At 66.6% G+C, this 24,074-nt stretch carries 28 protein-coding genes; 16 read left to right on the forward strand and 12 right to left on the reverse strand.

Going from position 1 to position 24,074, the window contains the following annotated elements:
• The 4 genes from PMI02_RS25810 to PMI02_RS25815 all read left to right on the forward strand — a co-directional run.
• A partial coding sequence (locus PMI02_RS25810; RefSeq protein ID WP_007681018.1) for a molecular chaperone occupies positions 1 to 594 on the forward strand: 594 nt, incomplete at its 5' end.
• 33 nt (positions 595 to 627) lie between these two features.
• Entirely contained in the window at positions 628 to 3,042 is a 2,415-nt protein-coding gene (locus PMI02_RS07520) for a fimbria/pilus outer membrane usher protein (RefSeq protein ID WP_238539020.1), read from the forward strand.
• On the forward strand, positions 3,039 to 3,539 hold the full coding sequence (locus tag PMI02_RS07525) for a spore coat U domain-containing protein (protein ID WP_007681028.1): 501 nt from the start codon (positions 3,039 to 3,041) through the stop codon (positions 3,537 to 3,539). Before PMI02_RS07520 ends, PMI02_RS07525 begins: the two co-directional genes overlap by 4 nt.
• Before the next feature lie 47 nt (positions 3,540 to 3,586).
• Positions 3,587 to 4,228, forward strand: a complete 642-nt coding sequence (locus tag PMI02_RS25815; protein WP_007681031.1) for a TetR/AcrR family transcriptional regulator — start codon at positions 3,587 to 3,589, stop codon at positions 4,226 to 4,228.
• Here PMI02_RS25815 and PMI02_RS07535 read toward each other — a convergent pair whose 3' ends face one another.
• The 7 genes from PMI02_RS07535 to PMI02_RS07565 form a co-directional block, all read right to left on the reverse strand.
• Positions 4,229 to 5,002 carry a sulfite exporter TauE/SafE family protein gene (locus PMI02_RS07535; RefSeq protein ID WP_007681033.1) on the reverse strand — a complete coding sequence of 258 codons (774 nt, stop codon included), beginning with the start codon at positions 5,000 to 5,002 and terminating at the stop codon, positions 4,229 to 4,231.
• A 202-nt stretch (positions 5,003 to 5,204) separates the two neighbouring features.
• Positions 5,205 to 5,381, reverse strand: a complete 177-nt coding sequence (locus PMI02_RS07540; RefSeq protein WP_007681036.1) for a YezD family protein — start codon at positions 5,379 to 5,381, stop codon at positions 5,205 to 5,207.
• A 137-nt stretch (positions 5,382 to 5,518) separates the two neighbouring features.
• On the reverse strand, positions 5,519 to 5,977 hold the full coding sequence (locus tag PMI02_RS07545; RefSeq protein ID WP_007681040.1) for an Rrf2 family transcriptional regulator: 459 nt from the start codon (positions 5,975 to 5,977) through the stop codon (positions 5,519 to 5,521).
• A 155-nt stretch (positions 5,978 to 6,132) separates the two neighbouring features.
• Positions 6,133 to 7,020, reverse strand: coding sequence for a TauD/TfdA family dioxygenase (locus tag PMI02_RS07550; protein WP_007681043.1), 888 nt, complete (start codon positions 7,018 to 7,020; stop codon positions 6,133 to 6,135).
• Between the two features lie 117 nt (positions 7,021 to 7,137).
• Positions 7,138 to 7,881, reverse strand: coding sequence for an energy transducer TonB (locus PMI02_RS07555; protein ID WP_007681046.1), 744 nt, complete (start codon positions 7,879 to 7,881; stop codon positions 7,138 to 7,140).
• Positions 7,882 to 7,936: 55 nt separating this feature from the next.
• Positions 7,937 to 8,461 (reverse strand): CoxG family protein, encoded by a 525-nt coding sequence (locus tag PMI02_RS07560; protein WP_007681049.1) that lies wholly within the window; start codon positions 8,459 to 8,461, stop codon positions 7,937 to 7,939.
• On the reverse strand, positions 8,458 to 10,155 hold the full coding sequence (locus PMI02_RS07565) for an FAD-binding protein (protein WP_007681052.1): 1,698 nt from the start codon (positions 10,153 to 10,155) through the stop codon (positions 8,458 to 8,460). The genes PMI02_RS07560 and PMI02_RS07565 overlap by 4 nt, the downstream gene beginning before the upstream one ends.
• Before the next feature lie 381 nt (positions 10,156 to 10,536).
• Between PMI02_RS07565 and PMI02_RS07570 the strand changes: the two genes are divergently transcribed.
• From PMI02_RS07570 to PMI02_RS07585, 4 genes are all read left to right on the forward strand, one after another.
• Positions 10,537 to 10,806 (forward strand): GlsB/YeaQ/YmgE family stress response membrane protein, encoded by a 270-nt coding sequence (locus PMI02_RS07570; protein WP_007681055.1) that lies wholly within the window; start codon positions 10,537 to 10,539, stop codon positions 10,804 to 10,806.
• A gap of 101 nt (positions 10,807 to 10,907) precedes the next feature.
• Positions 10,908 to 11,192, forward strand: a complete 285-nt coding sequence (locus PMI02_RS07575) for a hypothetical protein (protein WP_007681059.1) — start codon at positions 10,908 to 10,910, stop codon at positions 11,190 to 11,192.
• Positions 11,193 to 11,509: 317 nt separating this feature from the next.
• On the forward strand, positions 11,510 to 12,112 hold the full coding sequence (locus tag PMI02_RS07580) for a superoxide dismutase (protein ID WP_007681061.1): 603 nt from the start codon (positions 11,510 to 11,512) through the stop codon (positions 12,110 to 12,112).
• A 142-nt stretch (positions 12,113 to 12,254) separates the two neighbouring features.
• Positions 12,255 to 13,439, forward strand: coding sequence for an MFS transporter (locus tag PMI02_RS07585; RefSeq protein WP_007681066.1), 1,185 nt, complete (start codon positions 12,255 to 12,257; stop codon positions 13,437 to 13,439).
• Here PMI02_RS07585 and PMI02_RS07590 read toward each other — a convergent pair.
• Positions 13,417 to 13,962 (reverse strand): sigma-70 family RNA polymerase sigma factor, encoded by a 546-nt coding sequence (locus PMI02_RS07590; RefSeq protein ID WP_007681067.1) that lies wholly within the window; start codon positions 13,960 to 13,962, stop codon positions 13,417 to 13,419. The two genes, PMI02_RS07585 and PMI02_RS07590, sit on opposite strands and share 23 nt — an antisense overlap.
• Positions 13,955 to 14,140, reverse strand: coding sequence for a NepR family anti-sigma factor (locus tag PMI02_RS27000; protein WP_157222421.1), 186 nt, complete (start codon positions 14,138 to 14,140; stop codon positions 13,955 to 13,957). The genes PMI02_RS07590 and PMI02_RS27000 overlap by 8 nt, the downstream gene beginning before the upstream one ends.
• Positions 14,141 to 14,402: 262 nt before the next feature.
• On the opposite strand from PMI02_RS27000, the gene PMI02_RS07595 reads away from it, so the two are divergent.
• Positions 14,403 to 16,064 carry a CHASE domain-containing protein gene (locus PMI02_RS07595; protein WP_007681069.1) on the forward strand — a complete coding sequence of 554 codons (1,662 nt, stop codon included), beginning with the start codon at positions 14,403 to 14,405 and terminating at the stop codon, positions 16,062 to 16,064.
• Between the two features lie 85 nt (positions 16,065 to 16,149).
• On the forward strand, positions 16,150 to 16,545 hold the full coding sequence (locus PMI02_RS07600) for a PilZ domain-containing protein (protein ID WP_157222422.1): 396 nt from the start codon (positions 16,150 to 16,152) through the stop codon (positions 16,543 to 16,545).
• A 15-nt stretch (positions 16,546 to 16,560) separates the two neighbouring features.
• Here PMI02_RS07600 and PMI02_RS07605 read toward each other — a convergent pair whose 3' ends face one another.
• On the reverse strand, positions 16,561 to 17,355 hold the full coding sequence (locus tag PMI02_RS07605) for a response regulator (RefSeq protein ID WP_007681073.1): 795 nt from the start codon (positions 17,353 to 17,355) through the stop codon (positions 16,561 to 16,563).
• 440 nt (positions 17,356 to 17,795) lie between these two features.
• Here PMI02_RS07605 and PMI02_RS07610 point away from each other — a divergent pair, with 440 nt between their 5' ends.
• On the forward strand, positions 17,796 to 18,467 hold the full coding sequence (locus PMI02_RS07610; RefSeq protein ID WP_007681075.1) for a sigma-70 family RNA polymerase sigma factor: 672 nt from the start codon (positions 17,796 to 17,798) through the stop codon (positions 18,465 to 18,467).
• Positions 18,468 to 18,507: 40 nt separating this feature from the next.
• Positions 18,508 to 18,933 carry a response regulator gene (locus PMI02_RS07615; RefSeq protein WP_007681078.1) on the forward strand — a complete coding sequence of 142 codons (426 nt, stop codon included), beginning with the start codon at positions 18,508 to 18,510 and terminating at the stop codon, positions 18,931 to 18,933.
• A 294-nt stretch (positions 18,934 to 19,227) separates the two neighbouring features.
• Here PMI02_RS07615 and PMI02_RS07620 read toward each other — a convergent pair whose 3' ends face one another.
• Both PMI02_RS07620 and PMI02_RS07625 read right to left on the reverse strand, forming a co-directional pair.
• The gene (locus PMI02_RS07620) at positions 19,228 to 19,692 is read right to left on the reverse strand and encodes a pyridoxamine 5'-phosphate oxidase family protein (RefSeq protein WP_007681081.1); all 465 of its coding nucleotides are present in this window, start codon (positions 19,690 to 19,692) and stop codon (positions 19,228 to 19,230) included.
• Positions 19,693 to 19,812: 120 nt separating this feature from the next.
• Positions 19,813 to 20,295 (reverse strand): hemerythrin domain-containing protein, encoded by a 483-nt coding sequence (locus PMI02_RS07625; protein WP_007681084.1) that lies wholly within the window; start codon positions 20,293 to 20,295, stop codon positions 19,813 to 19,815.
• 133 nt (positions 20,296 to 20,428) lie between these two features.
• Between PMI02_RS07625 and PMI02_RS07630 the strand changes: the two genes are divergently transcribed.
• The 4 genes from PMI02_RS07630 (at position 20,429) to PMI02_RS07645 (ending at position 24,057) form a co-directional block, all read left to right on the forward strand.
• Positions 20,429 to 21,406, forward strand: coding sequence for a DNA topoisomerase IB (locus PMI02_RS07630; protein WP_036502818.1), 978 nt, complete (start codon positions 20,429 to 20,431; stop codon positions 21,404 to 21,406).
• A gap of 46 nt (positions 21,407 to 21,452) precedes the next feature.
• The gene (locus PMI02_RS07635) at positions 21,453 to 21,953 is read left to right on the forward strand and encodes an asparaginase domain-containing protein (RefSeq protein ID WP_007681098.1); all 501 of its coding nucleotides are present in this window, start codon (positions 21,453 to 21,455) and stop codon (positions 21,951 to 21,953) included.
• A 153-nt stretch (positions 21,954 to 22,106) separates the two neighbouring features.
• On the forward strand, positions 22,107 to 23,591 hold the full coding sequence (locus PMI02_RS07640; RefSeq protein ID WP_238539021.1) for a PAS domain S-box protein: 1,485 nt from the start codon (positions 22,107 to 22,109) through the stop codon (positions 23,589 to 23,591).
• Positions 23,584 to 24,057, forward strand: a complete 474-nt coding sequence (locus PMI02_RS07645) for a response regulator (RefSeq protein WP_007681104.1) — start codon at positions 23,584 to 23,586, stop codon at positions 24,055 to 24,057. Before PMI02_RS07640 ends, PMI02_RS07645 begins: the two co-directional genes overlap by 8 nt.
• Positions 24,058 to 24,074: the final 17 nt, after the last annotated feature.

A 24,074-nucleotide genomic window follows, 5' to 3' on the forward strand; every position in this document is an offset into this window, starting at 1 on the left:
GCGGGCCGCCGCTTCTGCTCGCTGACCCTGGGCAACGACACCGACCGGCCGATGACCGTGCAGATCCGCGCCTTCGCGTGGGTCCGTGACGAGACCGGCGCCGACATCATCGAGCCCGATCACCGCTTCATCGTGAACCCCTCGATCGCCACGATCGCGCCGGGGACGACCCGCCTGATGCGCTGCAGCCTGCCGGCCGGGGACCCCGCCGTGCAGGCCGAGGAGCAGTGGCGCCTGATCGTCGACCAGCTTCCCGACCCCGATTTCGTCGCCGCGCCCGGCACCGTGCAGACGCTGCTGCGCATCTCGCTCCCGGTGTTCCGGGTCGGCGACAAGGCCGCCCCGCTTCTTACCGCGAGAGTGGGCCAGAAATCGCTGCGCCTCGCCAACACCGGCACGCGGCATATCAAGGCGCTCTCCGTCACGCTGCGCGGCCCTGACGGCGATGCCGTGACTGCCGAGCATGCGTTCTACCTTCTCGCAGGCGGCGCGCAGGTCGTACCGCTCGAGCGCCTGCCGCGCGGCGGCGTCTCCACCGTGCATGTGCGGGCCGAGGAGGGCGAGTTCGACATCGCTCTCGCTCCCGTGAAGTAATGGGCCCGGCCATTGCCGATCGTCCTTCGCCGCGTGACGGCAGCCCTCGCGGCCGTTCTGGTCCTGCCCTCGAGCCTCGTGCCAGGCGGGGAAAGCGCGTGGGCGCAGGAAGCGGCGAACGATAGCGCGGCGGACGAGATGCCGGTCGGCGTCGTCGTCAATGGACAGGCCATCGCCGATCCCGCCCTGCTGCGGATGCGGGCTGGGCGCATCCTCGCGCGGCGCAGCGACCTCGAGGCTTGGGGTCTCACCGCCAAGTCCGTCACTGCCGAAGAACTGGTTCAGGGTGAGAGCTACGTCGCGCTCGACCGCGTGAAGGGCCTTGTCGCGAAGCTCGACGCCGATGGCGGCACTCTGCATGTCCAGGCCGATGCCGCGCTGTTCCCTCGCCTCACCATCGATCCCGGCCGCAGCATCGTGCCGATCGCGGCTGCCGTGCCGGCGCAGTTCGTCGACTACGACCTGACGCTGTCCGACTGGAACGGAATGGCGCAACTGACCGGCCTCGTGGATGCGGGCTTCTCGGGCGGCTGGGGCGTCGCCTCCTCCAGCTTTCTCGTCGACACGACGGCCGGGCGGCCGGGCGGCAATGTCGTGCGCCTCGACACCAGCCTGCGCCGCGATTTGCCGGACAAGCGCATGCGGCTGGTGCTGGGCGACGCGGTGGGCAGCGGCGCGCCATGGAGCCGCCCGGTGCGCTACGGCGGCGTGTTCCTCGGCACCGATTTCTCGCTCGACCCTCAGGCTATCAACTTCCCGCTGCCGACGATTTCGGGCAGCGCGCTCACGCCTTCGACGGTCGAACTGCTGTCCGAATCCTCGCGCCGCTCGCTCGACGTGGGGCCAGGCGCGTTCGACCTCTCGCTCCAGCCGCGCCTCACCGGGGCCGGGCAGGTGACGATGAGCGTCCGCGACCTTGCCGGCAATACGCGCCAGGTGACGCGCAGCTTCTACGCCAGCCCCAACCTGCTGCGCCCCGGGCTCACGGAATTCGCGGTCGAGGCGGGTGCGCTGCGGCGCGATTTCGGGTTCGACAACTTCGGCTACGGCCCGCTGTTCGCCGCCGCCGGTCTGCGGCGGGGCATCACCAACACGCTGACGTTGGAAGGCCGGGTCGAGGTCAGCGGCGCGACGCGCATGGCCGGGCTCGGCGGCGCCATGGTAGTCGGGCCGATCGGCGAGTTCTCGGTCTCCGGCGCGGTCTCGCAAGGGGCTGCGGGCACCGGCACGCTAGTGCGCGCATCGGCGCAGCGGATCACGCCGGTCTACACGCTCAGCGCGAGCTACGAGCGCGCCGATGCGCGGTTCCGGCAGGTCGGCGAAAGCCGGTTCAACGGCGGCGGGCGCCGCGAACTGGTCGTGGCGGGCGGCCTTTCGCTCGGCTCGCTCGGCAGCATCAACGCCAGCTATGCGCGGCTGCGGCAGGGCGTGGGCGGGGAGGCGCCGAGCCGGTTCGACCTCGCCTCGGCCTATTATTCGACCAACCTTCGCGGCGGATACCTGTCGGTGGGCGTCCAGTACACCGGGCGCCTTGCGCAGGACCGCTACACAGCCCGCGCCGAACGGAGCAGTCGCAGCGTCGGCCTGTTCGGCTCGCTGACGGTTCCGCTGGGCCCGCGTCGCCACGTCAGCGTGATCGCCGACCAGGGCCGCGCCGCCGTGACTTTCGACCAGAACGTACCTGAGGACAGCGGCCTTGGCATGCGCGCACTCGCTGGCGTCGACCATGGCTCGGCATGGCTGGAGGGCGGGCTCGCCTACCGCACCGCCGTCGGCGATGTCCGCATCGACGCGGCGCAGCGGCAGGGGCGGCAGGGCGTGCAGCTCAACGCTCGCGGCGGGCTGTTGCGGATCGACGGCGCACTGATGGCGACGCAGCACATCGACGACGGCTTCGCGCTCGTGGACGTGGCGAGCGACACGCCGGTCACCGTCATGGTCGAGAACCGCCCGAAGCCGCGCAAGGCCGGCGAGGGGCGGCGCGTCATCGTCACCGGGCTGCAGCCCTATGCCGAGAACCACATCGCGGTCGATGCTTCCGACCTGTCGATCGAGGCGGGGCTGGACGCGCAGGCGCAGGTCGTCGCACCCGGCTGGCGGCAGGCGGTGCGCGTGGCCTTCGGCAGCGCCGGGCGGCAGGGCGCGCGCCTGCGCCTCGTCGACGGGCACGGCGATCCGGTCCAGACCGGATCGACCTTCGCTTGGACCGGTGGGTCGGGCATCGTAGGCTACGACGGCGAAATCTGGCTCGACGATTATGCCGGCGGCGGTGCTGTCCTTCGCGTCTCCGGCGCGAACGGCGCCTGCCGCGTGGTGGTGCCGCTCCTGACGGGAGAGGACCGCCTGACCGCTACGACACCGGTTGCCTGCGTGTCCGAGAACGAATGGGTCATGGGGAACAGGGCTCCGCCCGGAATCGCCCTCGCCGAGAAGGACATGGTCCCATGAACCCCACAGCTTTCGTCCGTACCGCCCTGGCTCTGGGCACCTTGGCGGGCGGGCTGGTGCCGCCTGCGCCGGCTTCGGCGGCGGGGTGCATCGTGTGCATCTGCACCGTCTCAACCACCCCGCTTTCATTCGGCACCTACAATCCGGGCAGCGCCGCGCCGACCACGGCGACGGCGACGGTCAATGCGAACTGCATTTCGGTCAGCGTGCCGATGCAGGCGACGGTGGACCTCAGCCTCAGCGCCGGCACCTCGGGCAATGCGGCGGCGCGGCAGATGGCGAGCGGCGCAGCGCGACTGGACTACAATATCTATCAGGACAGCGGCTACAGCACCGTCTGGGGCAACGGCAGCAATGGCGGCCAGCTGCAGTCGATGACGATAAACAACTTGCTCAGCTTCAGTGCGACGAAGACCGCCTACGGCCGGATTCCCGCGCGCAGTTTCCCGAAGTCGGGCGCCTATACGGATTCGATCGTGGTGACCTTCACGTTCTAAAGGTCGCGGCTTGCCGCCGACCGTACCTTGCGCCAAACCGCTGGGGCATGGCCGATACCAAACCCAAGCCTCGAGCCCCGCGCCCGCCCGGCAAGCCGACCATCGCGCGCATCCGGATCGCAGCGCGCCAGGTTTTTTATACCAAGGGCTTCTTTCCGGCCTCGGTCGAGGAGATCGCCGCCGAGGCCGGGGTCAGCCGCGCCACGGTCTATCTCTATTACCGCAGCAAGGACGAGATGCTGCTCGACCTGATGCGGCAGGACCTCGCCTACCAGCTGGAGATCTACGCCGAACTGGTCACGCTCAAGCGAGTGAGCCTGGCAGGCGTGCGCAAGTGGCTGGTGCGCCTGCGCGGCGAGCAGGACGAGCGGCGCAATTCGCTCAACCTGTTCTGGGCCGGCGCCAACCTCCAGACCAATGCGCTGGACCCGGTCTATCGTCACCACGACAACATTATCGCGACGCTGGGCCGGCGTTTCCCCGGCTTCGACATCGATGCCCTGCCGCGCGGGCAGAAGGAGGCGCAGCGCACGCGGTGCTACATGATGCTGTTCATGATCGAGGGCACCACGGTGCAGATCAACGAGGGCGGGCCAGGCCCCAGCGTCAGCGCGGCGCTGGACCAGCTGGCGCGCACGCTGGTCCATTTCCTGGGTCAGGGCGAAGTCATGACCTCGCCGCCGATTTGATCAGAAGATCGGCCAGGCCTTCCACACGCTGAACAGGCTCGTCGCGATCAGCACGATCGACACCGCCACCAGCAGCGTGCGCGGCTTGATGCGCTTGGCGAACAGCGCGCCGAAGGGCGCCGCGACAACCCCGCCGATGATCAGGCCGACCGTCGCCATCGTGAAGGCGGACAGGCCGATGGTGGCGATGAAGGCGGTCGAGATCGAGGCGGTCAGCAGGAACTCGGCGGTATTGACGGTGCCGATGGTTTTCGCCGGCTCACCGCCCTGCACCAGCAGGTTCGAGGTCACGACCGGCCCCCAGCCGCCGCCGCCTGCCGCGTCGAGGAAGCCGCCCGCAAGCGCGAGTGGGGCGGTGAAGCGGGGGTCCTCGAAGCTAGGCTTGCGCATCCGCAGCGCGCGAATGAACAGGTATATCCCGATGCCGGTGAGGTAGAGCATGACGAAGGGCTTGGCGACCGAGGCGTCGATGCTGGACAAGACGTAGGCGCCGGTCACGCCGCCGACGATGCCGGCGGGTACCAGGCGCCAGAACAGGCCCCAGGTCACGTTGCGGTGCCAGATGTGGCTCAGCCCGGAAGTGCCGGTGGTGAACAGCTCGACCAGATGGACGCTGGCGGAGGCAGCCGCCGGGGCCACGCCCACCACGCTCACCAGCAGCGTCTGCGTGATGACGCCGAAGGCCATGCCCAACGCTCCGTCGACGATCTGCGCGGCAAAGCCAATGGCGATGAAGGGCGCGATGTCGGCGAAGGCCGGCAGCGAATCGAGCATTGATAATCCTCCCGGGGTGGGGTTGGAGCAGATCGATGGCGATCGGGCGGGGGCCACATCGCGCAGGAACGCGATTGGCCGTTATCGGCGTCGCTCGCAAGGGCATAGCAGGCGGGTGCGTCCCGGCGATGAAAGGGGACGCATCCGGTGGGCCGGCGTTACCGACGGCTGCGCCGGCTGGCGAGCGGCGTGGAAAGGACGCTCAGTTGCCGAAGCGGCGGCGTTCCGTGACGTCGACCTGCATCAGCTTGCCGTCGTGGACGGTCAGCTGGATCACGCCGAAGCGCAGGCGCTGCAGCGCCTCGATCACATGCTGGACGCCGTCGTTCAGCAGCGGATGTTCGCTGGCGGGTACATCGTCGGGCTTGGCAATTCGCATGCGCATCTCCTCTCGCATCGCGGGGGCAGCCGTCCCCCGCTGGATCATGCGCCTTTCGTATTCTCAATCTATTAAGTTGACAATAGGGTCGGCGACGTAGCTTTGCTTTCAGGGGCGAAAGCAGCCGGTCGAAGCGCTCAGGCTTCCACGTCGTCGGTCGCCTCGAGGCCCTCGGCCGCGGGGACTAGTTCGATGGCGTCTGAGAGCCGCACGCCGTCGAGCAGCGTCGCGGTGGCATCGCGCACCTGCAGCATCAAGGCGCGGGTGCGGCAGTCCTTTTCCTCGACGCAGTTCTTGCATGTCTCGTGCGCGAACCGGCTGGCACAGGGGACGAGCGCGAGTGACCCCCGCATGACGCGGATGAGGTCGCCGTAAGTGATGTCGATCGGAGGAACGCCGAGCCAGTAGCCGCCGTCCTTGCCGCGCTGCGAGGCGACGATGCCGAAGCGCGACAGCTCGGACAGGATGACGGTCAGGAACTTCGCCGGAATATTCTGCGTCTCGGCGATGTCAGTCAGCGGGATCGGGCCCTGGCCGTGCTTGTCCGCGAGGTGCTGCATGGCCCGGATCGCATAACGGGTTTTCTGCGAAAGCATGGCGGCAATTCTCGCGAGGACTTGGTCGGCCCACTTGCTCCGGTTCGGGCGGCGGCGTCAACCCGTCTTGCCCCAAGCGCATGCCGCAGCAGGGCGACAACGGTGGATTACCGGTCCAACGCCGCCGCCCGCAGGCTGGTCCAAGCCAGCTTGTCTCAAGCCACCTGGTAGATGCTTTCCACATTGGCCGCATTGGCGGGGACGCCCGGCTTCTCGGTTCCCGCGATGGTGGTGCGGTGCATGACGCGGCCTTCGTCGGTGTAGGGGACCACGCGGTGCATCAGGCCCTGGTTGTTCCAGATGACGAGATCGCCCGGCTGCCACTTGTGCGTGTAGACGAAATCGGGCTGCGCGGCCCATTGCTGGAGGCGGGCAAGCAGTGCGCGGCCATGGGCACCGGGCATGCCCACGATGCCGTCGGCGTGAGTGCCCAGCAGCAGTGACTTGCGGCCGTCCTCGTGAGTCCAGACCAAGGGCTGCTCCATCACCGCCGCCATCGCCTTGTAGCGCGCGCGGCGTTCCTCGCTGGGATGGCCGTGGACCGGGCGCACCGCCGCCTCGACGCAGTGGATGACCCTGAGGTTCTCGTATTCCCGCTTGTCCTCCTCGGGCAGCAGGTCCCACGCCGCGTAGAGGTTGGCGAACTCGGTCGCCCCGCCGCTGTCCGACAGCTTGCGCGCCGAAAGCACCGTCGCCTTGGGGAGCGGCTGGTCGATGGTGATGCCGTCGATGTGCCAGAAGAACGTGCCCAGCACGTAGTCCGGCTCGGAGTTCAGCTTGCGGTCGAGGGTGATCTTGTAGACGTCGGCGGTATCGGCATCCGAACCGGGCACCTGCCGGGTGAAGTTCACGCGCTCGCCCAACCGGTCGGTGAAGGCGAGCTGGAGCTGGTCGGACACCGCGATCTGCGGGAACACCAGCACCCCGCGCGTCTCCAGTTCGCGCCGCACGGTCTCGATCGTCTCGTCGTCGAGCAGGTGGTCGTGAGATACGCGGACGATGCCGCCGATATGCGGCTTTACGGGTTCTACGGTTATGGACACCGGGTTTCTCCTCTCCAGACGGCGCCCCTTTATCGGGGCTTGGCCGACGTACGGGCGCTATGCTGTACATGTGTACAGTGCGCTTCCATGCGCGGGTTGTCCATCGGGAAAGGAGGGCTACTGTTCCTCGTCCGGTGGCCAGTACCAGCCATGCGTCTCGACCATGATCGAGGGAACCGGATTGCCGCGCGAATCCCTGGAAGGGCGGAAACGGAAGCGCTCGGTGATGAGCCGGCACGTCGTCGCGTCGAGCGAGGATCGGCCGCTGGAGACGAGGATGCGGCAGTCGCTCACCCGGCCGTCGACGCCGATGCGGTATTGCAGTTTGAGCTCGCCGCCGGTCTTCTGCTCACGCAGGTCGGGAGGGAGGTCGGAGAAATGCAGGCGGCCCTTGATCTGCCGCGGCCGGGTGACGGCGTCACCATAGCCGTCGCCGTCACCGTTGCCGCCGCCCCCGTCGCCGTCCCCCACACCGCCCGCGCCCTGCCCGGGGCCGATGTGGTCGGAGGCGCCGCTCTGCGCGGCCGAGCCGGTTCCGGCGCGCGGTGCGGTTACGACCGGAGGCGGCACGATCAGCGGCGGCAGGCGAGGGGGCGGGGCAACGATCTGCGTCGCCTTGTTGCGGAGATTGGGAGGCGAGGGGCGGCCTTTCGCTGCGGTCGAATCCGCCTTGGCAGGAATTTCGCGAGGGCGAGGCTCCTCCGGCGGATCGCGCAGCGGCAGGATCGCGGCGAGCGCCTGTCGCCGTTCCTGCGGCGTCATCCGCGCGGCAAGACCCGCCACCAGCGCGGCGATGCCCGCCGCCACGATTAGCAGCGAGGCGAGCGCCGAAAGCGCGCGGGTCCGGGCGGACGTATACACCTTGTCGCGTCTCCTTGGGTGCAACAACCCGGGACACGCGCCGATGGTTTCGTGCCTAGCGGCCGAACAATCGCCCGAGCCAGGCGAGGACGCGCTTGAAGAGGGAAGGCGGGGGCAAGTTCTCGACCGAAGGCGTGCCCGCCTGCACCTCGATCCGGTCACGCAGCTCCTCCGCGAAGCCGCGCGCGAAACGGGGAAGGACCGGAGCGCCCATCGCCTCCCACATCGGCGCCATCGGCCCGGAGCCGCGCACCTGGACGGCAAGGGTGACTTCGGTGCGCCCCATGTCATCCCCATGTGCGCGGTAGGAACCTGATCCCTCGACCGGGTCGCCCTGCAGCTTGAAGGCGAAATCGACCTCGTGCGGCCCCGCCCAGCGCTCGACCTGGACCGCGACTTTCACCGTGCGCACCAGGCCCCCGACTCCGATCTTCAGCACCCAGAGGGAGTTGTCCTCGTCGGCAATCTCGCAGGACTGGTAGCCCGGCATGATCTGCGCCCAGCGCTCGACGTCGCGGGCATAGTCCCAGGTCAGGGCCAGCGGCGCGGCGATGGTGACCGTCTGCGACGTCTCGATCACAGGCCGATCCGCTCCACCTCTTTGGCCAGCAGATCGCTGGGTTTCCCCGCGGCATGCTGCGCCGCCAGCCAGCCGTAAGTCATGCCGCGAGCGTTCGAGATACCGGACTGCATCACCGCCCCCGTCTCCATGCGCGCCTGCGAATTACCGGCGACGTAGAGACCCGGGATCGGCTGGTCGTTCCAGTCGAGCGCCTGCCCGTGCATGTCGGTCATGATGCCCGAGGAACTGATCGCGGTGCCTCCCATCCGGTCGAGCCGGACGGCGTAGAACGGGCCCTTCTCCAGCGGCCCCAGCACCGGACAGGGCTGGTGGAAGGGATCGCCGCACATCCAGGTGCTCCACGGATGGGTGCCGCGCCCGAACTCGGGGTCGATACCCTTGGCGGCATTGGCGTTGAAGGTGCTGACGGTCTGCTCCAGCCCGTCCGCATCGACGCCGATCTTCAGGGCCAGTTCGCGGATCGTGCCCGCCTGTTCGCCCAGGCCCTCGGGCCAGTCGGAGCCGGGCATGATCGAGCCGAAAGGATATTTCTCCCGCACCTGGCTGTCGATCACGGCCCAGCACGGGAAGTTCGGATGCGTCTGGTTGGCGCCGTCGATATGGTCGATGGTGTAGTAGAAGCTGCGGTAGAACGCCTCGTTTCCGAAGCGCTTGCCGGCACGGTTGACGACGATCGTGTGCGGCTGGCCGATCACCGGCAGCGCGCTGTTCCACAAGGGGCGTCCGTCCTCGCCCTCCATGCCGGGTATGGTGAAGCCCAGCGAAGTGATGTCGGGCACCCGCGCAATGCGCGCGCCGAGCGGCCCGGTGAGGCGGAAATTGGCCCCGTCCACGGTCGAGAACACCATCGAGCCCAGCTCCAACTGCTGGCCAAGCGTCTTATTGTAGTCCTGGTTACGCTCGTAGCTGGACACCGCGACGAGCACCCCCTTGCGCGCCTTGACGAATACGTCACGCCCTTCGTGGACTGCCCGCACGCCGACCACGCGAGTACCGTCGCAGATCAGTTCCTCGACCCCGCAGTCGGTCATGAGCGTCACGCCCCGGTCAAGCGCGCCCTTGACGAAATAGGCGGCGAGGCCCGGCCCGAGGCAACGCTCGTCGGCGGTGAGCCGCTCGGCCATCCTGCCGAAATCCCACTTTGTTATGTTGGCGGTCCCGCCCGCGCCGAACATGTCCTTGTGGGTGAGGCCATAAGGCATCTGCGGCGAGATGCGCGTTTTTTCCCGCCATTCACCCAGGGTTTCGGCTGGGAAGGGCACGACCTCGAGCATCCGCCCCTCGGCGACCGAATCGTTGCTGTGGCCGTAATAGTAGTCAGGGCAGTCGCGGATGACTTCCATCCGGAGGCCGATGCGGTCCTCGAAGTACCGCAGGGCCTCGCGCGCGTGGACGACCTTGTTGAGTACCGCGAGGTCGGCGCCGTAGCCCATCGAAAGCCGCCGGAGGTAGCGGAACCCGCTCTCGGCGCTGTCCTCGATGCCGAGATCGGCGGCATGGTGATTTCCGGCAACCCAGACCTCGCCCATCGACAGCGCGGTGACCCCGCCGACCTGCGACGCTTTTTCGAGGACGATGGCCTCCAGGCCCTGTTCGCGCGCGGTAATTGCGGCGGAAAGGCCAGCGATTCCGGAGCCTACCGAGATGAAATCGGTTTCGATATCCCAGGCCGGTGGCACGTTAACGAGCATGTGGGCATCCTCTCCAGGTCGTCCTCGCGCACCGGGCTCGGCGCGGCCAGGGCAGGCGCTCGCCGATCTTCGCCGGGAATCGCGCTGCCGGGAGAGGTGTAATTAGTCACCTAAACCGTTTCAACACTTATGTGCTATCTGCGGAGGCATGGATGACCATCCGTCGTGCTTTGCCACCGTAAAGCACCCTGAATGTTTCATTCTCCGCCGCAGCGTAACACGCGCAGGGCATCGGGCGATTCCGGCGAGTGTCCCTGTAATTGCGCGGGAATGGATGCATCTTTGGCGGATTCAATACGACGAGCCGATTTCGGACCATACGGAACCTTGACGCAGGAGCGCCGTTTACTCGATCAACAAGAACATCTTGGAGACGGCACAATGACCCTTCTTCTCATCCTTCTGGTCGGTGGCATCATCGGCTGGCTCGCATCGATCCTCATGCGCACCGATGCGCAGCAGGGTATCTTCCTCAATATCGTCGTCGGCGTCGTCGGCGCTCTGGTCGCAGGCTTCATCATCACGCCGCTGATCGGCGGCGCCCCCATTACGAGCGGTTCGTTCGACATCATGTCGCTCTTCGCTTCGTTCCTGGGTGCGGTCGTGCTGCTGGCGATCGTCAACCTCTTCCGTCGCGGCTCGGTTCGTTAAACCGCGCGGCCGGGGCCCGGTGACGGGCCCCGCGAGGCGGGCGGCGCGCCCTCCTGAAAGAACTCGCGCCTAAACGACAACAGGGAAAAGGATTTCTCGCCATGAAAGCCACCACCATGCCCCGCCTCGCCATGATCGCTGTCGCTGCCGCCTCGCTGGGCCTCGCGGCCTGCAACGATCCGGCGGACGACGCTACCGAGAAGGCAGCCGATGCCGTCGAGGCTCAGTCTGATGCCGCCTCCGACGCCCTCGAACAGCGCGCCGACATGACCAGCGGCACTCCTTCGGAGGCTCTGGAAAACCAGGCTGACGCAGTCGAGAAGGCCGGTGAGGCCAAGGCCGATGCGCTCGAGAACAAGGCAGACAAGATCGAAGACCAGCACTGACGGCCGGGCCAACGGCCGCGTTAAATTGGTCTGACTGACCGGCGCCCTCCCCCCTTGCAGGGTAGTCGGCGGTCGAGGGAGAGGATGGCGGCAACCCCGCCATCCTTTTTCGTTTAGGCTTTCGGTCAAGCGCGATCGGCAACATGGGAGCGGCCATGTCGGTGAAAATTGCGCCACAAAATCAAAATGCCGCCAATGCACGCTTGAATTGTTGCGCTGCACGATCGAAATAGGCGCCCATGTCCTACGGGGCGGCCGAGGTCATGAACCCGGTTGCCGCAGCCCAGCTTTCGATAACCTGAAACAGGAACCATGCCATGACCATTGCCCTGATGCCGCTGCCCTACGCGCAGGACGCGCTCGAACCCCACATCTCCGCCAAGACGCTGGAAATCCATCACGGCGCACACCACAAGACCTACGTCGACAAGCTCAACGCCGCGATCGCCGGCACTGAGAACGAAGGCAAGTCGGTCGAAGAGATCGCCAAGTCGGCTTCGGGCCCGCTGTTCAACAACTCGGCGCAGACCTGGAACCACGGCTTCTACTGGTACTCGCTGAGCCCTGAGAAGACCGCGCCGAGCGAGAGCCTCGCCGCTGCCATCACCAACGACTTCGGTTCGATGGACGCGCTGCTCGAAGCGCTCTCGAACGAGGCGATCAACCACTTCTCCAACGGCTGGGCCTGGCTCGTCGTCGAGGACGGCAAGCTCAAGGTCATCTCGACCCATGACGCCGACAGCGCACTCGTCAAGAACGTGACCCCGCTGCTCACCGTCGACGTGTGGGAGCACGCCTACTACATCGACCAGATGAACAAGCGCCCGGCCTACGTGAAGGCTGTCCTCGAGAACATCCTCAACTGGAAGTTCGCCTCGGACAACTTCGACCGTGGCACCCTCTGGACCTACCCCGCGTAAGTCCACCCGCCGCTAAGGCATACGAAGCCCCCGTTTCCGGCAAGGGAAACGGGGGTTTTGTTTTGCCTTGGGCAGAGCGCGCGCTTGCTTGACCTTCTGCGTCGGCGCCTGCGAAAAGGCGCACCGCAATAGGGGGACTGATGTGAATCGCGCGTGGATCACGCTGGGGCTGGTCGTCGGCGGTACGATCGTGGGGCTGATGGGCACCGACCTCGTGCTGCCGGCAGTGCCGCACCTGCCCGAGGTGCTCGGCGGCGACCCGGCGCGGGCACAGCTGGTGCTGGCGGCCTACGTGGGCGGTTCATGCCTGGGACTACTCGGGTTCGGGGCACTGGGAGACCGGGTATCGACCGCGCGGCTGTTCATCGGATCGCTCCTGGCCACGGCCGTGCTATCGCTCGCCTGCGCCCTGACGACGAGCATCGAGGCGCTGATCCTGTTGCGCGCCGTGCAGGGCGTTGTGGCTGCTGCCCCGGCCGTATTCGCGCCCGGCGTGGTCAAGGCGATGTTCGACGAGACCCGCGCCGTGCGGGCGATCGGTTTCCTCGCCAGCATCGAATCGCTCGCTCCCGCAATGGCGCCGCTGGCCGGAGCCGGACTGCTGGCGCTGGGCGGGTGGACATTGAATTTCGAGGTCATGGCAGCCGTCGCGGTAGTGGTTGCAGCGCTGCTGGCGGTGACCGGCGGAGTGCCGCAGGTTAGCCGGCGGGGGCAGGGTAGCTTCGCGTCCCTGCTGCGCGACCCGGTCTTCCTGCGCTATGCGGTCAGCCAGGCACTCGTCCTGGGCGGGTTGCTCGTGTTCGTGTTCGGGATGCCGACCGTCTTCGTGCGCGTTAACGGCGGATCGCTCGCGGACTTCATCGTCATGCAGGTCTGCGGCATCACGACTTTCATCGTGGCCGCGAATGTGTCGTCGGGATTGGTCGCGCGGATCGGGGCTGAGCGGGTCATCGGCATCGGCACCTGGCTCGCGGCGACCGGAGCGCTGGGGCAGTTCGCCTATGCCCTGTCAGGCGGGACCTCCGCGGGGGTGATCACGGCGCTGTTCGTGCCGGTCAACACCGGGCTCGGGCTGCGTGGCCCGCCGGGCTTCTTCCGCGCGATCCTCGCCAGCCACGGCGACGACGCTCGCGGTAGCGCGCTGGTCATCCTGTTCGTGCTGGCGTCGGCGGCGCTGGGTACTGCGCTGGTTTCGCCATGGATCGAACGCGGCACCGTACCGGTAGCCGGCGCGGCGCTCGCGTTCCATCTGGTTTCTGTGCTGTGCCTCATCCTGCTCCCGAAGCTGGAGCGGGACGATGGGCTCAGCCCGCTTTCCGCGTCTTGACCTCAACCCCCTCGGCCTCGCCGTCGAGGATGCGCGCGAGGTCGGCGCGGGCACGGGCGACGCGGCTTTTCATGGTGCCGATCGGGCATCCGGCGATCTCGGCGGCCTCCTCGTAGCTGAAGCCGGAGGCGCCCACGAGCAGCACTGCTTCGCGCCGTTCGGGAGCGAGCTTCTGCAGCGCCGTCTCCATGTCGCCCAGGTGAAGCGGCCCTTCCTGGTCCGCTTCCATAACGAGCATGCGTTCGGCCACGCCCTCGTCGAGGTCGGTCTGGCGGCGGGAGCGGCGCAGCTCGGAAAGGTAATGGTTGCGCAGGATCGCGAATGTCCAGGCGCGCATGTTGGTGCCGGCCTGGTAGCGTTCGCGGGCGGTCCACGCCTTGATGGCGGCTTCCTGGACCAGATCGTCGGCAAAGTCGGAACGGCCTGACAGGCCGCGTGCGAAAGCTCGAAGGTGGGGAAGGACGGAGAGCAGTTCCTGGCGAAATCCCTCGTCGGCGGGGGAGGGCCTGACTCGCTCAGTCATCTTCGCTGTCATCCAGCTTCTTCAGGAGATCCTTGAAGCTGTCCGGCAGCGGTTCGTCCACCACGGAGTTATAGAGCTTCCTCAACCCCCCGGCCCAGCCGGGCTCACCATCCTTACGGACTTCGGGCGGAAGTCCCGGCATTCGGCCGGGTTCACCACGTCCATTGGGCTGACTCAACACGAACTCCCTTTCACCCTGCACACTTGCTGCGAGACCGGACTACGGTCAAGCCCGGCGCGCTGGCTCGCCGCGCGGCGGGCAGGCCGGGGGCGGGCGCTTCTCGGGTTTCGTCCTGTCTGCAAGCCGAGCGGACGTCGTTTGGTCATTGGAACAATCGAGCCCAACCATGGTTCCCCTCAGCAGAAACTGTGGCATAGCGCGTCCTTGCTGCGGTCATTAATGACCGTTCGTCGGGGTCTGGAGTACAGGAAGTTGCTGGGTGATTGACCAGGCTCTGCTCGACAGGGTGCAGAAGCAGGCGTGGTTCCACAAGTATCCGCGTGGCTGGCCGTTCCTGCTGTTCCTCATCGCCAGCGTGACGACGGCTGTGTCGGTCATGGCGATCGAGCGTGCCGACAAGCAGACACGTTCGGTGGAACTCGACCGCAATCTCACCGAGATTTCATCGGCTCTTCAGCGCCGCGTGACGGAAAACATCGCCTTGCTGCGGGCGGGCGGTGCGCTTTTCGCGACGCAGGACCAGGTCACTCGCGAGCAGTTCGCCGAATTCGCGCAGGACCTGCAGGGCGACGGGACGCTCTATGGCTCGCTGGGGATGGGATGGGCGCCGCTGGTCCCGGTCGATCAGCTGGCGCAGTTCGAATTCGCCAAGCAGTCGGCCGGCGACCTGGATTTTTCCGTCACGCCGAGGCCTGAACCGGGCCAGGAATACACGACGCCGATCGTCTACCTGCAACCGGAATCGCTGCCCAACCGGCGCGCCCTGGCCTATGACATGTTCTCCGACACCGGGCGCCGCGGGGCGATGGAGCGGGCAATGGCCCGCCGGGGCCCGGCTGCCACCGGCATGGTGCATCTCGTCCAGGACGGCGACGAGGCGAAGGCTGCCGGCTTCCTGATCTACATGCCGGTCTTCGCGGAGCGCGGACGCGGGCGCATCGTCAAGGGCTTCGTATTCAGCCCATTCCGCGCCCAGACGTTCCTCGCGTCCGCCAGCGAACTCTACCGCAACGACAGCATCGACATCGCCATCTATGACGACCACGTCTCGTCCGAGAGCCTCCTGGCCGAGCAGCGCGCCGACGGCGTCACCGGCCCCACGATCGAACGCCGGATCGACGTCGGTGGACAGGCGTGGGTGGTGCAGGTGAGCGATCGCAAGGGCGGCATCCTTTCGCCGCTGTCGCGCATCACCTTGTTCTTCGGGGCGATGGCGTCGCTCATGGTCATGGCGATCGGGCGGCTGATCACCAAACGTGCGGCGGAGGACCGGCACGTGCTGGAATGGCTGACCAGCCAGGCATCCATCCGCAACTCGCTGACGCGCGAGTTGAATCACCGCGTCAAGAACACGCTGGCCAACGTGCTGTCGATCGCCGCGTTGACGCGCCGCCGTTCGACCGGGATCGACGACTTCACCGAAAGCCTCACTGCGCGGATCCGGGCGCTGTCGGCCACTCACGACCTGCTGTCACAGTCCGACTGGGGCAACGCCGCGCTGGGCGATATCGTCCGCTCGGAGCTGGCGCCCTACATGGAAGGTCATGAGAGCCACGTCGCCATGTCCGGGCCGCAGATCAAGCTGGCGCCCAACGACGCCATGTCGTTGGGCCTCGCGATCCACGAACTCGCCACCAATGCAGCCAAGTATGGCGCGCTCAGCACGATCGAGGGGCGCATCCACGTCCACTGGGTCCTGCTGTCGCCCGAACTCGCCGAGATCCACTGGCGTGAGGAGGGCGGGCCGCCTGTCACCGAGCCGAGCAAGCGTGGCTTCGGCCGGGACCTCATCGAGAAGATCGTCGCGCACGAACTCAAGTCCGAGGTCGACCTCAAGTTCAACCCCGGCGGTGTCGAGTGCCGGCTCAAGGTGCCGGTGCGCGCTTCCCGCGAATTCGTGTTGCGCAACGAGCGGCGCTAGTCGGCGCTGAAGTCACGCCCGCGCGTTATCTATTGCTTAAGTCGAGTCGCCGTATTCCTCCGGTCGTAACATGGCCGGGGGTAGTATGGACGCGCGTAATTGGAGTCGCCACCTTGTCGACAAGGACGTCCCGTGCAGTGTAGCGGGAGTGGAGGGGCGCGGATTTCTCTACGACCTGTCGGCCGGAGGCTGCATGGTCGAACTCGGCGATGCACGCGACGTGATCGGAAGCAGCGTGGCGATCGATCTCTACGGATCGGTCACGACCGTGGGCACGGTCATCTGGCAGTCGAGCCACTATGTGGGCGTGCGTTTCGAGGTGCCTCTGCACGACGCCGTGGTGCGCCATGTCGGCTTCACGCCGCCGGAGATCCCGTTCGAGGAACAGCTTCACCGCGATCGCTTCGGCCGCGTGTTGCCACCGCTGGAGTCAGCAGGACGGCGCCGGTACGGAGATGGATCCGCCGGCGCCGCCTTATAGCTGCTGCGTTGCGCTTCAGCCGATCTGCTTGCTCGAATTGAAGAAGAGGGCCTGGCTGATCGCCGCACGCACAGTTGCTTCCTGGAACGGCTTGGTGACGAGATAAGTCGGCTCCGGGCGCTCGCCGGTCAGCAGGCGCTCTGGATAGGCGGTGATGAAGATCACCGGCACGTTGCCGAACTTGAGAAGGTCCTCGACCGCATCGATGCCCGAACTGCCGTCGGCCAGCTGGATATCGGCGAGGACGAGGCCGGCGGGGTTCTTCTCGAAGATCTCGAGCGCCTGTGCGTGGGTCGCGGCAGTGCCGACGACGGTATGGCCCAGGTCGCTGACGAGGCCTTCGAGCTGCATCGAGATCAGCGGCTCATCCTCGATGATGAGCACCTGCGTCGCGCTTTCACCCTCGATCTCGGTGATGGCCTGCGAGACCAGCGAGCCGACCTCATCGACCGAATAGCCGAGGATCTGCGCCGTTTCCTCGCGCGAGAATTCCTCCACCGTGGTCAGCAGCAGCGCCTGGCGGTGGGTGGGAGCGATCGTCGCGAGGCGTTCCTGCGCGGCCTGCTCATGAAGGCCTCCGCCGCCGGACATGCCGGCCTCGTCGACGTGGCTGGTCGCCCAGATGCGGGTGAAAGCACCGTATAGCGCGGCGCGGCTGCGAGCGATGGCCTCGCGGAGCGAACGGTCGGCAAGCGCGGCTTCCAGCGTGGCGCGCACGTAGGCATCGCCCGAGTGCTGCGAGCCGGTCAGGGCGCGCGCGTAGCGGCGCAGGTACGGCAGCTGGATGGCGATCTGGTCAGAGACGGACATTCATGTTCCTCAGGCCTTTTGGGGATATCATTCCCGATTGCACGTCGAAGGGCGCCCTTGCGCCTGCGGGCCGATGTCATTTGTCTGACTCCGCAGGGCAGATAGGGCAACCGGAAAATTTTTCGCGACGGATCGCATTGCGGGGAACCAACCAAGGGGCTTCACGTTCCCATCTTGTCACCACTGGCTCCCCCACCCCCCCCGCAAACCGGTGGTGATCCGATCCCGGAGGCCTCCGTTCACCAACTGGTGAACGGAGGCCTCAAAGGTTTCAGGCCGGGCTTGTTCCATTGGGCGGCGATACACCGATAAAAATTTGCCCCGGACTACCCTGCGCTGCGTGCTCTTAGGGGATGTGCTGAGAGAAATGTCACAATCCGGGAACCATTTGCGACAGGTCGACGTTTGAATGCCGACAGGTTTCTACGGAGGGTAACGCCATGTCGGCAACTATCGAAGCAAGCACCGAAGCGAGCGTCGAGGTCCTAGATCGGCCCGAACCCAAAGTCGCGCTGAGCGACCGTGACTTCAAGCGCGCTCTCGCGGAAGTCGCCCCCCATCTTCGTGCGTTCGCTCGCGGCCTGTGCGGTTGCCGTGATCGCGCCGACGATCTCGCCCAGGAAGCCATGCTTCGTGCCTGGGCCGCCCGCGAGCGTTATGCCGCCGGCACCAACTTCAAGGCCTGGACCTTCACGATCCTGCGCAACCACTTCTATTCCGAGGCGCGCCGCGCCCGCTTCCACGGCGAATACGACGAAGTCGCCGCCGAACGCATCCTGCGCGCCGAGGCGAGCCAGGAAAGCGCGGTCGAACTGGCCGATGTCCTGCGCGCGCTCACCGCCATTCCCGAAAGCTACCGCGAGGCGCTGGTACTCGTTGCCGCCGGAAACCTCTCCTATGAGGAAATCGCCGATATCTGCGGCATCGCACTCGGCACCGTGAAGAGCCGCATCTGCCGCGCCCGCGCGATGCTCTCGAAGATCATCGAGTCCGGCCAGCTTCCCGATTTCCGCCACAACTTCGTCCTCACCGGCGAAGCTATCGACGCCTTCTTCGCAGAGCTTGGCAAGGTCGCCAACGGCGAGCAGAGCCGCAAGCTCCTGGCGGCTTGAAGTTGGGCTGGGGACCGGGGATAAACCTGCCTTGGACGTCATGATACCTAGCACGGGAAAAGTCCTCATAGTCGAGGACGAATTCCTGGTCGCGTTGCAGCTGGAAGATATCCTTGCCGATGGCGGCTATGCCGTGGTCGGCACCTGTCCGGACATGGCCTCGCTCGGGCGACTGGGCGAGGCTCCCGATGTGGCGCTGGTCGATCTCAACTTGCGTGACGGATTGACCGGCCCGGCCATAGCCCGCGATCTGGCGGGCCGTTACGGCTCGCATGTCATCTACGTCACCGCCAATCCGGGACAGATCGATCTGCCCGCATCCACGGCCGTGGGTATCGTGCAAAAGCCGTTCACGCGGCAGGCGATTCTGGCCGCGATTTCCTATGCCCTGTCCGGCTGCCCCGACGCCGACCGTCCGGTCGAGCTGGAGCCGCTGCAACAGATGACGATACGCATTCACGATTAGGAGAGGGGCCGGTAGAGCCCGGGTCCGGAACCATAAAAGACAATCGGACCTGAGAACAAGAAGGCGAGGGGATGAGCGATTCGTCCTGCAATGCCTGCATTACTGGGCGCCGCCGCGGATACCGCGGCGGCGCTTATCGTATCGCCCGGCTGCTTGCGGACAATCACACCAGTTTCGGGGCTTCCCAGAGCTGGGCCGTGACGGCCGGTGAATACCCGGCTCGACGACCCATGAAGAAAGGGCGCGGCGACCGAAGCCACCGCGCCCCCGCTGCTCGCGCAGGTCCAAGAGGGATCAGACCGCGCCGAGCGCGTGTTCGCCGGCTTCGCCCGCATGAATGGGCGTTCCGGTCAGCAGCTTGAAAGCGCCCTTGAGGCCCATGTCCGAGGCCCAGACCTCGCCGTCCTCGATGTCGAAGCGCAGCATGACGACCGAGGGGTCCTGCTTGCCGTCCGGGAACCACGCTTCGACGGCGTTGTTCCAGTGCTTCTCGCGGACCGAGTTGTCCGTTTCCTCGACGAGCGTCCCGTCGATGCAGGCGAAGACATCATGGCCCTTGGTCATGACCTGGCCCATCGCCTGGCCGCCGGGCGCGATGCGGTTGTCGCGCTTGGCGAAGAACCAGATCGCGTGATGCGCGTCCTTGTCCAGTTGCGCGGTCATCGGCTCGGCGTGGCCGGAGGCGTTCTCGAGCTTGATCATGATGAAGGGGCTTGTCTGGAAGGCTTTCCAGAAAGTCTCGCGAATGTCCTTATCCATGGCTCGTCTCCTTTATGGCTGTTCAGGGAACCAACGCGCCACGGGGCACGCACGTTCCATCGGAGAAGGCGGGCCGCCCTTGCGGCTTGTCGCAGCGGCGGCCCAACTTGTCGGGAGAGCTTATTCCCGCGCGTCGCCGGGCAGTTCCTTCTCGGCCGCGGCGAGTTCCTTGGGCTTGCGATCCTCGAACACGTCGGCGAGCTTTGCCTCTGTCTGGGCTGACAGAACCTCGCCGGCGGAGGGGAATATCTCCTCTTCCTCCTCGTCGATGTGGTGGAGGTAGCGGTGACGCATTTCCTCGAACTTCGACAGCCAGGCCGAAGAGCTTATCTCGGTTTCGACCAGCTCGCCGAGGTAATCGTCGATCTCCTTGTGCTCGGAAACCGAGTGGCGTGCCTCGTCGCGCAGTTCGGGATTGCCCAGCATCGCGGCGTAGAGCGATTCCTCCTCGGCGGCGGCATGGGCCTGCAGTTCCTTGCGCAGCGCTTCGAAAAGCTCGCCGCGTTCGTCGCTGTCGTCCTTGGTCTCGCCGAGCTGCGCGAGCAGCGTGCGATGCTTGTCGTGGTCGGCCTTCAGGTCCTCGAAGATCTTTGCGTCTGCCATGATGATGTCCTGTGATTGCTGCTTGCTTGCTGAAGGAACGGCCCGCAGCCCGTCCGGTTTCGAGCGAGCCGACAACTTCGTTGCCCTCCGCGCGTTGAGCGAAGGCAAGGGACTGTTCGGAAAGCGCAAAAGAATGCCGCGTTTGAAATTCGCCGACGACACGATGCCGGGGATTACCCGCAAGCGCGTGCGCAACAACAAGTGGGCTTACTTCGACGCCGATGGCGATCGGATAAAGGACCGCGACGAGATCGACCGCCTCAACCGGATCGCGCTGCCCCCTGCGTACGAGAACTGCTGGTTCTCTGCCGACCCGAATGTCCACCTGCTGGCGACCGGCGTCGATGCGCGCGGGCGTAAGCAGTACCGCTACCACCCCGACTGGCGGCAGAGCCGTGAAGCGATGAAGTTCGAGCTTTGCCCCCGGTTCGGCGAGGCGCTGCCCGCCTTGCGCAAGCGCGTCGCGGCCGACATTTCGGGCCGCAAGTTGGGGCGCGACCGGGCAATCGCCTCGGTCGTGGCGCTGCTGGACACGGGCGCGATCCGCGTCGGCAACGAGCACTACGCCAAGACCAACAAGAGCTTCGGGGCGACGACGCTGCGCAACCGTCACGCGAAAATCGAGCGGGGCACGCTGCGCCTGCGTTTCAAGGGAAAGTCGGGCAAGCTGCAGGAGATCGACTGCGACGATCCGGCGCTCGTGCGCTGCGTGAGGAAGATGCAGGACCTGCCCGGCCAGCACCTGTTCCAGTACCTCGACGAGGAGGGCAGGCCGGTCCCGGTCCACAGCCACGACGTCAACGAATACCTTGCGCAGACCATGGGGGAAGGCTTCACCGCCAAGCACTTTCGTACATGGGCGGCGAGCACGCTGGGCTTCTCGCTGTTGCACGAGGAGCCGGGGCTGTCGCTGCGCGCGCTGCTGGACGAAGTGTCGCAGCGGCTGGGCAATACGCCGGCCATCGCGCGCAAGTCCTACGTCCATCCCGCCGTGATCGCCGCCGCCAAGGGGGACGCGGGGGCAGTCGCCCTACCCGAGACCCTGCCGCGCAGCACGCAGTGGATGACCCGCGAGGAGCGCGGCCTGCTGAAATTCCTGGAGGTGGTTTGATGTAATGACGGTTGGAACGCCGCGCGCCACGCTCTAAAGCACCCGCATGACAGCTTCCTCCCTCTCCCCCATCCTGGTCGTCACCACCGGCGGCACCCTCGACAAGCAGTACTTCGACGCGCTGAGCGAGTACCAGATCACCGAAAGCGTGATCCCGAAGCTGCTCGGCATCGCACGCGTCGCGCACCCGTTTCGGGTCGTCGAGCTGCTGCGCAAGGACAGCCTGGAACTCACCGACGAGGACCGCGCGCTGATCGCCGCGACCATCGCCGGAGCGCCGGAGAGCCTTGTCGTCGTCACCCACGGCACCGACACCATGACCGATACCGCCGCCGCGCTGGCCCACATCGAGGGGAAGACCATCGTGCTGTGCGGCGCGCTCGCCCCGGCGCGGTTTGCCGAGAGCGATGCCGCGTTCAACCTGGGCATGGCCTTCGCCACCTGCCAGTCGGCACAGGCGGGCGTGTGGATCACCATGAGCGGCTCGGTGTTCGACGGGCTCAAGGTCCGTAAGGACCGGGAAGCCGGAAAGTTTGTCGCCCGTTAACCACTGCAATCGTTGGCAATGCTGGCGGCTAGGGAACCTTCCCTAGCTGGAGCTTGGTCGATCGCTAACTCCGTCGCTGTACCTGTTCTTAGCAACAGGTGCCGACTGCCCGTGTCTCCCACGTGTCGCGGCCCTCCCGGCAAGGCAGGACACGTGACGCTGGCAATGCACATCACGCCCGATATCCAGGCCCCGCTCACCCACGCTCCGTTCGGCGCGATGATCGTAGAGCCGACCGGCGTGATCTGCTGGGCCAACACCGTCTGCGCCACTCTTTTCGCCGAGCCCGACACCGACCGCCTGCGCCTCGGCCTGCTGTTCGTCTGGTTCTGCGAGGAAGACGCCGAGACGCTGCGGCAGATGTTCGAGCTGTTCTTCAAGGCGCCCCCGGCGCAGCGCGATCCGTGGACCCGCAAGTTCGTGCTCAACGCCGCCGACGGCTCGCGCCCGACGATCGCGCTGACGCTCGCGCCCGTGGAGGGTGAGCATGGCCGGGACGACGGCAGCCGCGCGATCGTCTATGTGCGCAACACCACGCGCGAGATCACCGCCGAGCGCCGGTTTTCGGAGATGTTCGAAAGCCTGCCGCTGGGGCTCATCGTCGTCGACGGCAAGGGGCGCATCGCGCAGGCCAACGCCATGCTTGCCAGCCAGTTCGGCTATCCTGTCGAGGACATGATCGGCCAGCCGCTCAACATGCTGATCCCCGAGCGCTACCGCACCGCGCATGTCGGCCACCTCGCCGACTACTGCGCCGCGCCCGCCTCGCGGATGATGGCATCGGGACGCGACCTCACCGGCCTGCACAGTTCGGGCCGCGAGTTTCCCGTCGAGATCGCGCTGACCCGCTTCGAGAATCCCGGGCAGCCGCTGTTCATGGCGGTGATCAGCGACGTCACCCACCGCAAGCGCTCCGAATCCGCGCTGCAGCAGACGAATGCGCAGCTCGAGGAGTTCACCTATGTGGCCAGCCACGACCTGCGCTCGCCGCTGCGCGGGATCGGCGACCTCGTCAGCTGGATTCGCGAGGATCTGGGCGAAGACGCGCTGCCCCAGGCCGTGCGGCACAATTTCGACCGCATCACCCAGCGTATCGAGCGCTGCGAGCAGATGATCGACGACCTGCTCAGCTATGCCCGCGCGGGCGTGCGGGACCCGAAGATGCACCGCATCGACCCGCGGGAGCTGGTCGAGGAGGCGATGGGCATGGTTGTGATCCCCGAGGGCTTCACGGTCGAGGTGGACATTGCCGGGGGCGACCTGATGGCCCCGCGCGCGCCACTCTCCACATCGCTGCGCAATCTCATCGCCAATGCCGTCAAGCACCACGGCGGCGGCGCGGAAGGCAAGGCGACCGGCCACATCCGCATCTCCATGCGCGAGGAGGGCCGCTTCTCGATCTTTTCGGTCGAGGACGACGGGCAGGGCGTTCCCCCGGGAAGCGAGGAGCGCATCTTCAAGCTGTTCCACCGCGCCTCGCCCGGAACCGACGGCGACGGGGTGGGCCTCGCCTTCACCCGCCGCATGATCAACGCACACGGCGGCATGGTCACCGTGCAGGGCAGGGGCCAGCTCGGCGGCGCCAGCTTCGAAGTCCACTGGCCGCGCATCCTCCTGAGGGAGAACGACGATGATTGAATGCGCACCCGTCCCCAGCGAATGCGACCCCGCGGCAAGCGGCCTGCTCGCCAACTGCACGGTCCTGCTGGTCGATGACGACGACGTCGCGATCGAGGGCGTGCTGCGCAGCTTCCGCAAGCACGACGTGCCCTGCCGCACCGTAACCGCCGGCGACGGCGGCGAGGCGCTGCAGATTTTGCGCGGGCATCATCCGAGCAAGAAGCTCGACACGGCGGTGATCGTCCTGCTCGACCTGAACATGCCGGGCATGGACGGTTTCCAGTTCCTCGACGCGCTGCGCGCCGATCCGCTGCTGCGCCGCACGGTGGTCTTCGTGCTCTCCACCTCGGCGCGCGACCAGGACCGCTGCCGTGCCTACGACGGCCACGTCGCCGGCTACATGGTCAAGTCCAGCGTCGGCCCGCAGTTCGCTCGTCTCGCGGATTTCATCGGGAAATACGCCCGCACCCAGGAGCTGCCCTAGGCCCCGGTCACTCGCTT

It is taken from the genome of Novosphingobium sp. AP12 (assembly GCF_000281975.1).
In the GTDB taxonomy this organism is placed as follows: domain Bacteria; phylum Pseudomonadota; class Alphaproteobacteria; order Sphingomonadales; family Sphingomonadaceae; genus Novosphingobium.

Excerpts from the sequence above, each read along its gene's own strand:
- PMI02_RS07525 (WP_007681028.1), top strand. The coding sequence starts at position 3,039 with ATGAACCCCACAGCTTTCGTCCGTACCGCCCTGGCTCTGGGCACCTTG.
- PMI02_RS25815 (WP_007681031.1), top strand. The coding sequence starts at position 3,587 with ATGGCCGATACCAAACCCAAGCCTCGAGCCCCGCGCCCGCCCGGCAAG.
- PMI02_RS07535 (WP_007681033.1), bottom strand. The coding sequence starts at position 5,002 with ATGCTCGATTCGCTGCCGGCCTTCGCCGACATCGCGCCCTTCATCGCC.
- PMI02_RS07540 (WP_007681036.1), bottom strand. The coding sequence starts at position 5,381 with ATGCGAATTGCCAAGCCCGACGATGTACCCGCCAGCGAACATCCGCTG.
- PMI02_RS07545 (WP_007681040.1), bottom strand. The coding sequence starts at position 5,977 with ATGCTTTCGCAGAAAACCCGTTATGCGATCCGGGCCATGCAGCACCTC.
- PMI02_RS07565 (WP_007681052.1), bottom strand. The coding sequence starts at position 10,155 with ATGCTCGTTAACGTGCCACCGGCCTGGGATATCGAAACCGATTTCATC.
- PMI02_RS07570 (WP_007681055.1), top strand. The coding sequence starts at position 10,537 with ATGACCCTTCTTCTCATCCTTCTGGTCGGTGGCATCATCGGCTGGCTC.
- PMI02_RS07575 (WP_007681059.1), top strand. The coding sequence starts at position 10,908 with ATGAAAGCCACCACCATGCCCCGCCTCGCCATGATCGCTGTCGCTGCC.
- PMI02_RS07580 (WP_007681061.1), top strand. The coding sequence starts at position 11,510 with ATGACCATTGCCCTGATGCCGCTGCCCTACGCGCAGGACGCGCTCGAA.
- PMI02_RS07590 (WP_007681067.1), bottom strand. The coding sequence starts at position 13,962 with ATGACTGAGCGAGTCAGGCCCTCCCCCGCCGACGAGGGATTTCGCCAG.
- PMI02_RS07600 (WP_157222422.1), top strand. The coding sequence starts at position 16,150 with ATGGACGCGCGTAATTGGAGTCGCCACCTTGTCGACAAGGACGTCCCG.
- PMI02_RS07605 (WP_007681073.1), bottom strand. The coding sequence starts at position 17,355 with ATGTCCGTCTCTGACCAGATCGCCATCCAGCTGCCGTACCTGCGCCGC.
- PMI02_RS07610 (WP_007681075.1), top strand. The coding sequence starts at position 17,796 with ATGTCGGCAACTATCGAAGCAAGCACCGAAGCGAGCGTCGAGGTCCTA.
- PMI02_RS07615 (WP_007681078.1), top strand. The coding sequence starts at position 18,508 with ATGATACCTAGCACGGGAAAAGTCCTCATAGTCGAGGACGAATTCCTG.
- PMI02_RS07620 (WP_007681081.1), bottom strand. The coding sequence starts at position 19,692 with ATGGATAAGGACATTCGCGAGACTTTCTGGAAAGCCTTCCAGACAAGC.
- PMI02_RS07625 (WP_007681084.1), bottom strand. The coding sequence starts at position 20,295 with ATGGCAGACGCAAAGATCTTCGAGGACCTGAAGGCCGACCACGACAAG.
- PMI02_RS07630 (WP_036502818.1), top strand. The coding sequence starts at position 20,429 with ATGCCGCGTTTGAAATTCGCCGACGACACGATGCCGGGGATTACCCGC.
- PMI02_RS07635 (WP_007681098.1), top strand. The coding sequence starts at position 21,453 with ATGACAGCTTCCTCCCTCTCCCCCATCCTGGTCGTCACCACCGGCGGC.
- PMI02_RS07645 (WP_007681104.1), top strand. The coding sequence starts at position 23,584 with ATGATTGAATGCGCACCCGTCCCCAGCGAATGCGACCCCGCGGCAAGC.